Annotated in this window: 6 protein-coding genes; 4 read left to right on the plus strand and 2 right to left on the minus strand. The window is 61.4% G+C overall.

All coding sequences use genetic code 11. The features are described from left to right. Window positions 1-261: 261 nt before the first annotated feature. Entirely contained in the window at window positions 262-1,194 is a 933-nt protein-coding gene (locus HMPREF3162_RS03280; protein ID WP_070776908.1) for a hypothetical protein, read from the minus strand. A 294-nt stretch (window positions 1,195-1,488) separates the two neighbouring features. Beyond that, a complete protein-coding gene (locus HMPREF3162_RS03285) occupies window positions 1,489-2,049 on the minus strand; it encodes a TetR/AcrR family transcriptional regulator (RefSeq protein ID WP_176747334.1) in 561 nt (186 codons plus the stop codon). A 340-nt stretch (window positions 2,050-2,389) separates the two neighbouring features. Between HMPREF3162_RS03285 and HMPREF3162_RS03290 the strand changes: the two genes are divergently transcribed. From HMPREF3162_RS03290 to HMPREF3162_RS03305, 4 genes are all read left to right on the plus strand, one after another. Next, entirely contained in the window at window positions 2,390-3,883 is a 1,494-nt protein-coding gene (locus HMPREF3162_RS03290; protein ID WP_070776909.1) for an aldehyde dehydrogenase family protein, read from the plus strand. A gap of 43 nt (window positions 3,884-3,926) precedes the next feature. Then, window positions 3,927-5,675 carry a choline dehydrogenase gene (betA, locus tag HMPREF3162_RS03295; protein ID WP_070576150.1) on the plus strand — a complete coding sequence of 583 codons (1,749 nt, stop codon included), beginning with the start codon at window positions 3,927-3,929 and terminating at the stop codon, window positions 5,673-5,675. Next, a complete protein-coding gene (betT, locus tag HMPREF3162_RS03300; protein ID WP_083318884.1) occupies window positions 5,672-7,825 on the plus strand; it encodes a choline BCCT transporter BetT in 2,154 nt (717 codons plus the stop codon). The genes betA and betT overlap by 4 nt, the downstream gene beginning before the upstream one ends. Window positions 7,826-8,168: 343 nt before the next feature. Then, entirely contained in the window at window positions 8,169-10,910 is a 2,742-nt protein-coding gene (locus HMPREF3162_RS03305; protein ID WP_141759536.1) for a hypothetical protein, read from the plus strand. The last annotated feature ends 31 nt before the right edge of the window (window positions 10,911-10,941 follow it).

The following is a 10,941-nucleotide window of genomic DNA, read 5'->3' on the forward strand; positions in this document are numbered from 1 at the left end:
GCCCTTGCGGTCGCGCTCGCCCTTGCGGTCGCGCCCGCCCCGGCGAAGTTGCCCAGCCTCTTGGTCGCGCCCGCCCCGGCGGCAAACTCTGCTGTCTAGGTGGAATATTGATGCGAAATCGCCGTTTTTGCCTCGTTCTTCCGACTAGACGGCAGAGTAACTTGTGGTGCCGGGCTGTCGTGTCGGGCCGGGCTGAGTTGCAGAGCTGGGGCGCCGGGTCAGTTGGGTAGCGGTGTTTTAGTGTCTGGCCGAGCGAGCTGCTCACCCACGCCAGCCGCGGGACCGCAATGCGTCTCTAATCGCCGCGAGGTATTCGACGGGCTTCATTGATTTAGTCACCCGGATGACAATCCAGCCCGCTGCTTCGAAAGCGCGGTGCCGGCGGATGTCGGTGGACCACTGTTTCGCGTCGAGCATGTGGTGGGCGCCTTCGTACTCGCAGCACACCTTGTAGTCCTCCCAGGCCAGGTCGGGTTTCCTGTAGTCGCTGAAGCTGGTCAGATAGACGCGCGGGTTGACCGTCGGTTCGGGCAGTCCGGCGCGAACGATCTCAAGGCGCAGGGTCGTTTCCTGAGGTGACTGCACCCCCGGCCTGGCCAAGCGGAGGGCTTTGCGCAGAGTTCTGTAGGCGCGGGACTGGGGCAGATCCCGTATGAAGCTTTTGAGTTTGGCGTGTTCGACTCTCGGGTCGCCGTTCCACGTGCCCATAAGCCCATCCAACAGTCGGACCATGTCATCGAGCTCCAGCATCGGAGCGAGTTCGAGCACCGCTGCGGAAGCAGTTGACAGACGCACTCCGAAAAAAGTTCCGACTGATTCCGGCGTCTTGCGGTATCCGCGGACTCCTTTTCTCTCGATCTTGTTACCGCGAGTGCCGGTGCTCACGTGAAGCGTGGACGACTGCTGCATTCTTCGAGGCAGGATCAATCCGTGGAGCAGCGCTGCAGTCGAGTGCGAACCAATAGCATCGGGCCGGATCATCTGCAGAGCAGCCAAGTCAGACCACTGCTGGAACCACCGTTCATCCATCTGGGGCGGGAACGAGGGTGGCAGAGGTCCGCCGTCAACGATGCGCACACCGTGGTGCGCGCTGCCGGTCTTTGTGCGAATCCGCCATTCCGACACTCCCGCTTGGCGCAGCAGCTGGTTGGATGCCCATTGCCCATAGGGCGAGGCGTTCTGCAGAAAGTCCATGCGCCGAAGCTAGTAAGACCACAACCCCGCGGCCATCCCCGTGTGAGCCCTGGGGATAGCTGGCTGGCCGTCAACAGCCCACAGCGCACGAGTCACTGCGCAACGTCAGAGCCACCCACCCCGACGGCAAACTCTGCTCTGTAGGTGGAATATTGATGCGAAATCGCCGTTTTTGCCTCGTTCTCCCGACTAGACGGCAGAGTAACTTGTGGCGCCGGGCTGGGCTGGAGCGCCGGGCTGGGTGGCCGGGCTGAGGTGCTGGATAGGGCCGAGCGCCTAGCAGAGTCAGCCGGTTTACGCCCCAGCGAATGCCTCGATTAGTGCTTGGGCGCTCGCACGGCCCTCGGCGATGGCGGTGGGGTAGTCCTCGCGCAGCATCAAGGCCATAGTGCCCGTGTACGCGACCATGAGTGCCGACGCCAACGCCTCCGCTCGGCTGTCCTCACCTGTGATTTCGCGGGCGACGGCCAGGAGGCGCGTGCGCAGCAGCTGGGTTTCTTCGTCGAGAACGGCCTGCAGCTGAGCGCTGGGGTGTTCGGTGGCGGCAGCGGTCCCGCTGAAGGCACACCAGCGTTCGGTCATGTGTTCACCCTGGTACGTCGTGAGCGCATCCCACAGAGCGAGTGCCCGCTCCTTCGGACAGTCAGCCGCTGCGATTTCGGTGTCCCACACGCCAGTCCAAATGTGCAGACGCCGGCGCAGAGCAGCTGCGATCAGCCCTTCTTTGTTCCCGAAGTGCGAGTAGAGACTCGGCGGGGAGGCCTGTGCGTCCTTGAGAATTCGGTCGACCGGGGTGGAGATCACTCCGTGGGCGAACAGCAGGGCGTCGGCGGAATCCAGCAGCCTTTCGCGCACCGGCTTTGTTGCCAGCCTGCCTGCGGGCCTACCTGCAGTTTTACCTGCCTGTTTAGTCGGCTGGATGTCTGCTGACCCACCCGCGGGTCTGTCTAACGTATTACCCGTCTGCTCAGCCGCTGGTTCTGTTGCCCGCTCGGACGGCTTCATGGTTTGCAATCGTACTCCTGGACCTCGGCAGCACTTGGGTTCAGACTCGCCGGTGCCTCGTGTGCTCCGATCTTGTATCTCGACAAAAGTATAACGCTCGTTTTATTTTCGATATAACGTGCGTTATCGTTTTAAGTGAGCGTGAAGCGAAAACGCAGCAAACCTACAAGCCAAAAGCGAAGGAAGTGCCGTGCCGAGCATCTACATCAACGGACAGTGGCAAGAAGCGGAATCACAGGAAACCCGAAACATCCTCTGCCCTGCCGATGGATCGCACGTGATCACTGTCAGCGAAGGCGACCGCGCTGACGCCCGCCGGGCAATCGAAGCCGCGCGCAGCACCTTCGACGAAGGCACCTGGGCCACGACCCCGGCAGCCGAACGCGGCGCAATCGTCGACCGTCTGGCTGACATCCTTGAGCGCGACAAGGACAAGGTCGCCCGCATGGAATCGCAGGACACGGGCAAGCGCTTTGTCGAGTCCCAGCAGGACATGGACGACATCATCAACGTCTTCCGCCACTTCGCGGGTCTGGCGGACAAGCATGCCGGTCGCGTGGTTGATCCGGGCGATCCGACCATCTCCAGCCGCGTGGTCACCGAACCGGTGGGCGTGTGCTCACTCATCACGCCGTGGAACTTCCCGCTGCTGCAGACGGCCTGGAAGATCGCCCCGGCCATCGCCGCCGGAAACACCTTCGTGCTCAAGCCGGCCGAGCTGACGCCCCAGACCGCCATGTGGCTCATGGATGCTCTTGACGAGGCGGGGCTTCCGGCAGGGGTTGCCAACCTCGTCACCGGTCCGGGTGGAACCGTGGGTGCCGAAATGACGGAAAACCCGCAGGTGGACCTCGTGTCGTTCACGGGTGGTCTGGAAACCGGCCGCGTCATCATGGCCGCTGCCGCTCCGACCGTGAAGAAAGTCGCCCTGGAACTCGGCGGCAAAAACCCCAACATCATCTTCGCCGACGCTGATCTCGAAGCGGCAGTCGACAACGCGCTCACCGCGATCTTCCTGGACTCCGGCCAGGTGTGCTCGGCCGGTGCGCGCCTGATCGTCGAAGAGTCCATTCACGATGAGGTCGTCGACGAACTCGTGCGCCGCGCCGAACTCATCCGCCTGGGCGGTCCCTTCGACGACAATGCCGAAACCGGCCCGCTCATCAGCGAAGACCACCTGAACAAGGTCCACCGCTACGTCGAAGAGGCCATCGAAGACGGTGCTGTTCTGCGCACCGGCGGCAAGCGCGGCGAAGGCGAACTCGCGCAGGGCTCCTACTACCTGCCGACCATCCTTGACCGCTGCGACCAGTCGATGCGCTGCGTCCACGACGAATCCTTCGGCCCGGTGTTGACAGTCGAAACCTTCTCAGGCGACACGACGGAGGCCGCCGAAGACGCCGCAGTGGCCCTGGGCAATGACACCGTCTACGGCCTCGCCGGTGCCGTGTGGACCGAAAACGCCGGCCGCGCGGAACGGGTTGCCGGTCGCCTGCGCCACGGCACCGTGTGGATCAACGACTTCCACCCCTATGTCCCGCAGGCCGAATGGGGCGGCATGAAGCAGTCGGGCATCGGCCGTGAACTCGGCGAAGACGGCCTGGCCGAATACCAGGAGGTCAAGCACATCTGGCACAACACGAAGCCGGCACCGGCCGACTGGTTCTCCGGCCGCAAAGCCTGACCCTCCCCACAATCTTCTGTTCACAACTCCAAGGAGCGTTTAAGTGAAGCAACACTATGACTATGTAATCGTCGGCGGCGGATCGGCCGGTTCGGCGCTCGCCAACCGCCTGTCGGCCGACCCCAGCACCAGCGTGCTGGTGCTTGAAGCCGGTCGCGCGGACTTCAAGTTTGACCCGCTGATCCACATGCCCGCTGCACTCATGTTCCCGTCGGGCAACCCGATGTACGACTGGCGCTACGAAACCGATCCGGAACCGCACATGGGCGGACGCCGCGTGTCGCACACCCGCGGTAAGGTGCTCGGCGGTTCAAGCTCCATCAACGGCATGATCTTCCAGCGCGGCAACGCCGGCGACTACGACAAGTGGGCCACGTTTGAGGGCATGGAGGACTGGGACTACGCCCACTGCCTGCCGTACTTCAAGCGCATGGAAACAACCCTGGCTGGGGCCGATGAGTGGCGCGGCGGTTCGGGTCCGCTGACCCTTGAGCGCAAGCCCGCCAACAGCCCGCTGTTCCAGGCGTTCTTCGAAGCCACCCGCCAGGCTGGCTACGCCCCGACCGATGACGTCAACGGCTACCGCCAGGAGGGCTTCGCCGCGTTCGATGCCAACACCTACAAGGGTTCGCGTATGAGTGCTTCGCGTTCCTACCTGTGGCCGGTCAAGAACCGCAAGAACCTCGACATTGCGACTCTGGCGTTCGTCACTCAGCTGCGCTGGAACGGCACCCGTGTGACCGGAGTCGACTTCGTACGAGGCGGAAAGAAGCCTCACAGCGTCTCCGCCGGTGAGGTGATCCTCTGCGGGGGCGCCTTCAACTCGCCTCAGGTGCTGCAGCTGTCCGGTGTGGGCGATCCTGACCACCTGCGTTCGGTTGGTATCAAGCCGCGGGTCGAGCTGCCGGGCGTGGGTGAGAACCTGCAGGACCACCTGGAGGTCTACCTGCAGCACGAATCGGTGCAGCCGGTTTCGATTCAGCCGTGGCTGAAGATGTGGAAGGCCCCGTGGATCGGTGCTCAGTGGCTGTTCGCCAACGCCGGTGTGGGTGCTTCGAACCACTTCGAGGGCGGCGGCTTCATACGCACCAACGACGATGTCGTCTACCCGAACCTCATGTTCCACTTCCTGCCGATCGCTGTGCGCTACGACGGCACCGGCGGGGACCACGAACACGGCTACCAGGTGCACATCGGCCCGATGAACTCGGATGTTCGCGGTCACGTGAAGATCAAGTCGAACGATCCCAAGCAGCACCCGTCGATCCTGTTCAACTACCTGTCAACCGAAAACGACCGCCGCGAATGGGTTGAGGTTGTGCGCGCAGCACGCCACATCCTGTCCCAGCCGGCGTTCGCACCGTTCGACGGCGGCGAACTGTCGCCCGGCAAGGACGTTGAAACGGACGAGGAGATCCTCGACTGGATCCGCCGCGACGCCGAAACCGCTCTGCACCCGTCGTGCTCGGCGAAGATGGGTGTTGACGACATGGCGGTTGTCGACCCGTCGTCCATGAAGGTCCACGGCACTGAGGGTCTGCGCGTTGTGGACGCATCCGTGTTCCCGACCATCACCAACGGCAACATCTACGCACCGGTGATGATGGTGGCCGAGCGCGCTGCCGACCTCATTGCCGGCAACACCATGCTCAAGCCGGAACACCCGCCGGTCTACAAGGCCAAGTCCGGTATGCCGCTGTACCCCGAAGGCGACCCGCGCAACAGCGCGTGGAACGCCCGCAAGGACATCCCCAGCGCCCTTGAGGCCATGGCTGCGGGTGATGACCAGTGAGCGGTACCCCACCAAACTCCAAACCGCAGGCGCAGACTGCGGCGAGCGGCACCTCGTCAGCTGGGGCCTCTGCGGAAAACGGTCCGGCAGAAGTCGAACCCGAGCTTCAGCCCCAGGTGACAAGCCCCAAGATCAAACCTGTTGTGCTCGGCGTGACCGGCGTGTTCATCGCGCTGGTCGCCGGGTGGGCGCTGTTCTTCACAGAGTCCGCCGAGGCGACACTCGGCTTGCTCGTGGGCTGGATCGGCAACTGGTTCGGCTGGTTCTACATCCTGCTGGCCACCGGGATCCTCGTGTTCGTGGTGGTGCTCGCCCTGCGGTACTCCAAAATCCGCTTGGGCAAGGACACCGACCGTCCCGAATATTCGACGTTCGCCTGGGCGTCCATGCTGTTCGCAGCCGGCATCGGCACCGACGTGATGTTCTTCGCGGTTGCCGAACCCGCCTCGCAGTACCTGGCGCCACCCGTGACGGAGCCCGGCACGGTCGATGCCGCGCGCGAAGGCACTGTGTGGACGCTGTTCCACTACGGCATCACCGGGTGGGGAATGTACACGCTCATGGGCATCGCCCTGGGCTACTTCGCCCACCGCAAGGGACTTCCGCTGGCTGTCCGTTCGGCGCTTTACCCGCTGTTCGGCAAGCGCATCAAGGGCGGCATCGGCAACGCCGTCGACATCGCGACGGTGCTGGGAACCATCTTCGGTGTTGCAACCTCGCTGGGCATCGGCGTGGTCATGCTCAACGTGGGCCTGGATCTGCTGTTCGGCATCGAGCAGGGCATCCCCGCACAGATCGGACTTGTGGTTGTCGCGGTTCTCGTGGCAATCGTGTCGGCAACATCGGGTGTTGACAAGGGCATCCGCATCCTCAGCCAGCTCAACGTGGTGCTCGCACTGGTGCTGGCCGGTTGGGTGCTGGTGTTCGGCGACACCGCGTTCCTGCTGCGTGCGGCCACCATGAACGTCGGTGACTTCGTCAGCATGTTCCCCGGAATGACGCTGGACACGATGGCATTCGACCACCCGGACGAATGGATGAACCTGTGGACTCTGTTCTTCTGGGCCTGGTGGGTTGCCTGGGCGAGCTTCGTCGGAATGTTCCTGGCCCGCATCTCCAAGGGTCGCACACTGGGACAGTTCGTCATCGGCACGCTGACCATTCCGTTCATCTACATCCTCATGTGGGTGACCATGTTCGGAAACACCGCCATTGAGCGCATCCGCTCGGGTGACATTGCATTTGCCGAAGCCGCTGTCGAAACACCGGAATCCGGTTTCTACATGCTGCTGCAGCAGTTCCCCGGAGCGTTCTTCCTGGTGGGACTGGCAACGTTCGTCGGGCTGCTGTTCTACGTGACATCTGCTGACTCCGGTGCGCTGGTCATGGCCAACCTCACCAGCCGCCTGCCGGATGCTGAAACCGACGCCAAACCGTGGGTGCGCATCCTGTGGGCTGCGGCAACCGGAGTGCTGACAATCGCCATGCTCGTTGTCGGCGGCATTACCGCGCTGCAGTACGCGACGGTGGTCATGGGACTGCCCTTTGCAATCGTCATGATCCTCGTTGCCATCGGACTGTTGCGCGCGCTGGAAGGTGAGCGCAAGCAGACGAACGCCATGATGGACTCGCTGCGCTCGCAGGTTGTCGGTGCTGGCAGCATGGTCGGCAGCGGTGTTGCCGGTGGTGCTGGTTCGGCTGTCAACTGGCGCAACCGTCTGCGCCGTCAGTTCGGCAGTGTGTCGATGCGCTCGACTCAGGAGCGCATGACCGAGGTTGTCATTCCGGCGCTGGAAGAGGTCGCAGCCGAACTGCGCGCCCAGGGTGTTGACGCGCAGATCAACCGTGAAGACGACGTGTCGAAGAACATCAAGCACTCCGTGTCGCTGACCGTGCTCGGGACTCACGACATGCTTGAGAACTTCGACTACACGGCACAGATCCGCCAGATCAAGGCTGCAACCTACGGCACTCGAATGCGCGAAGCCGACGATGTTTCAAGTCAGCTTGAAGTGAAGGTTCCCGGCGGAGGAACCTACGACATCCTCGACTATTCGCGCGAGCGGATCGCCCATGACGTTCTCGACCACTACACGTGGTGGCTGAACTCGAACGTCGCGGTAACAGAAGACACCGGCCGGGCGGATTAAAGCTGGTTTAAGCCGGGGCCACGGCTGTGCTTGAGGGCGCAGGCGCGGGCTTTCGGTCGGGCTGTGCTGGAGCGCGGCCCTTTAGCCAGGTGTTGCCGGTTAGGCAATAAAGGGGAGGCGGAAACGTAGTTTCCGCCTCCCCTTTATTGCCCTCAGAGAAGAGTTATTGCGGCACTCGGCGGGTCGATTAGGTGCGCAAGGCCTGTTCGTTGTCTATACTCGCTGGTAATCTTATGATATTCGGCCTTTTCACTCCATTTTCACGTCAAGCGTTCAGGCCAGCGCTGGACAGCAATAAGGACGCCTTATGGGTTCACGGATGACTTCCTCTCTGCTTACGCGAATGACTGCCGTTTTCGCGGTGCTTGCTCTTCTCTGTGCAATAGCAGTGCTTGTGCCACAGCCAGCAGAGGCCGCGGGGGAAATGGGAAAGCCTGGAGAATCACAGGCAGTCGAAATCGGCCAAAGCAATATTCAATATGGCCTGAGGCTGGCAAAAGACGGCGGATCAGGCTGTCTGATCACCAAGTCCAATGGCTATGAGCCCGGTGACAACACCTCGAACGACGGCAATATCTGTGCCGGGGATATCGCCCACTACAGCATCGACCTGAACGTCAAAACAGCAGCTGATCCGATTACGTTCACGGTTACGCCAACGTGGCTCAGTGCCGAAGCTCGTGCGGCTGGTCTGCCCGAACCCACCGTGAAGCCGACTCTGAAGACTGGTTCAGCAAGCTATGCCGGCGTTTCGGCCACGGTTGATGCTCAGGGCGCCATAACTGTGAAGGCGGAACCGAATAAGAACGCGACTGTTTCGCTGGAACTCACAGCATCGACAATCCAGGCACTGGAACTCCGGGGCGGCGAAAACCCTGAGGGCACGTTCAATCTTGGGCTCAAAGCCGCTAAGGAAGACGGCTCTGCGCTGAAGACCGCGGTCGCAGACAAGAAGCTCAGCGTACTCGTCGAGCCTCGTTTTGACCAGATGATCGAAGACCCGCAGAGCGGCGTCACGACCACCGTGCGTGACGGCGTTGAATATATCGGCATCAGTGCTCGATCCGGATTGCCGGCTTATCCCGCCGACCAAAAGCACAGTCCTGCCCCCAGCGGTGCGACACCGAAAGGTCGGATTCTGCCGATCGATCCGGAAACCATCAGCCGCTACACCCTCGTGATGCCGGAAAATGCTCCCTTTAAGGGCGACGAGGTGCTGGTGTCCTATGACGGCAGCGATTGGAAGAAAGCCAAGATCGACGCGAATGGCAATCCGTACGTCGACGGCAAGTACGACAAGTCCAATCCGCCCTTCCGTTTTCTCATCCCAACCAAGGGCCTGTCCTCGGGCAAGACGGATTTCATCACCCGCATGGACATCGTGGATGAAAACGGCAAGCCTGCGCGGGTGAAAGACAGCCGCGGAGTGCCGTCGAACATTCCAACCGCGAAGGGTAATAAAGCACTTGGCGATAACACTGCCGACCCCGGCGGCTTGACCGAGTGCAGCGCATCCACCGCTGACGCCGGGCAGGGTCTGTTGGCGGGCAAATATGGCTTCCCGAACAACAACTGTGCCAAGCAGACGGTTGACCTGACCAAGTGGAAGTGCACGCACCCCGGGGGCTGTCCTTCAGCCAAGTACGACGTCGGAATCAACTGGGTGGAGACCGAAGAAAAGGGCAAGCAGGCTTTCAACTACAAGCAGGCTCTTACAAGCGCGAATGTCCGCATGGAAGTCACGCCCGTCGACGTTAAGGACAACCCGACCATCTGTTCAGTGTGGCAGCCCGGAGTTCAGCGCGTTGTCTCCACCGCGAACAACATCTACGTGCCCACGGTCCAGATTGGCAACCAGGGCAAGGTCAACATCCAGGACGTCTTCCCGGATGCCAAGGTGTACATCACCAAGGCTGATAAAACCAATAAGGGAACAGCTCCTGACTGTTCTGGCGACGCCGATTGGGAAGTCTTCTACGACGCCTCCGCCAAAGTGACGGGCAATAGCTTTGCCGACCCGGGAAGCATGAAGTCCAATGAAATCGCCGGAATCAAGATTGTCATTCCCGGCGAGAACGTCATTCAGAGACCGACGACTTTCCGCTACGTGGCTACAACGGGTGATCCTCGCGTGGTCAGTACACTGGACACGGTCAAGGCCAAGCAGGGCGACGCGGAGTACTACAAAACAACGAACTTCGCGCAGGTCTTTGAAGGCGATAAGAAGAAACGCGACTCGAAGGACGTAATCCTTGCCGAAAAGCCGTCGGCAGGAGTTCGCGACATCTGGGGCAGCGTTGGCGAAAAGCGTGTTGGCGGTATCGGCCAGCAGAAGCAGGAGCTCATCACGGCCGGTCAGGTTGTTGTCAACAACGGGACCAATATTGCAGTGAATTCGAGCACCGCTGATGGTAAGCCCACACGTGTTCACATGCGGATCTATCTGTCCAAGTGTGTCACCGCTGACGAAGAATCGCTGTCACGGGGAATGAAGTATCACAAGGGTCAGATCTCCAATGACCCGAAGGACTGTGCTCCCTCCACAGACAACTACATTGAACGAACGTGGGCGCTGTCAGACAAGAAAAACGAAACTGACGACCCGAACAACGACCCGTTCTTCCCCATCGGCTGGGCCGACAAGAATGCCGGAAAGTCCTCGGACTTCTTCCAGCCGTGGGACAACGGTCAGCCGAAGCCGACATTCACGGTCATGACTCCGGCGTGGGCAGGACCGGGCCAGCAGTTCGACATCGTGCACTCGTACCGCATAACGGGAACGCCAGAGCTGAAACTGGATGAAGCTGTCAAGGCGCTGAAGGAGAACACGTCCATTAAGGCCGTTACTTCCTCCGCCAATGAGAACGCCTACACGCCGAGTGAAGATAAGGCGAAGGACTACACTCCGCTGGACTCGCGTGCAGCGCTGACGACTCTGACTGTCCCCAACGTCGTCGCTGTGGGTCTGCAGAAGTCTGCTGAGGACAAGCTCGTTGATCATGACGCTGCGTTTCAGCACTCGCTGAAGCTGACCAACCACACCGATGCACAGCTGGGAGCCACGCAGTTCATTGACGTGTTGTGAGGTTACCCACGTTTAGTGGACACCCTATTAG

Source organism: Brevibacterium sp. HMSC07C04, assembly GCF_001815905.1.
GTDB lineage: Bacteria > Actinomycetota > Actinomycetes > Actinomycetales > Brevibacteriaceae > Brevibacterium.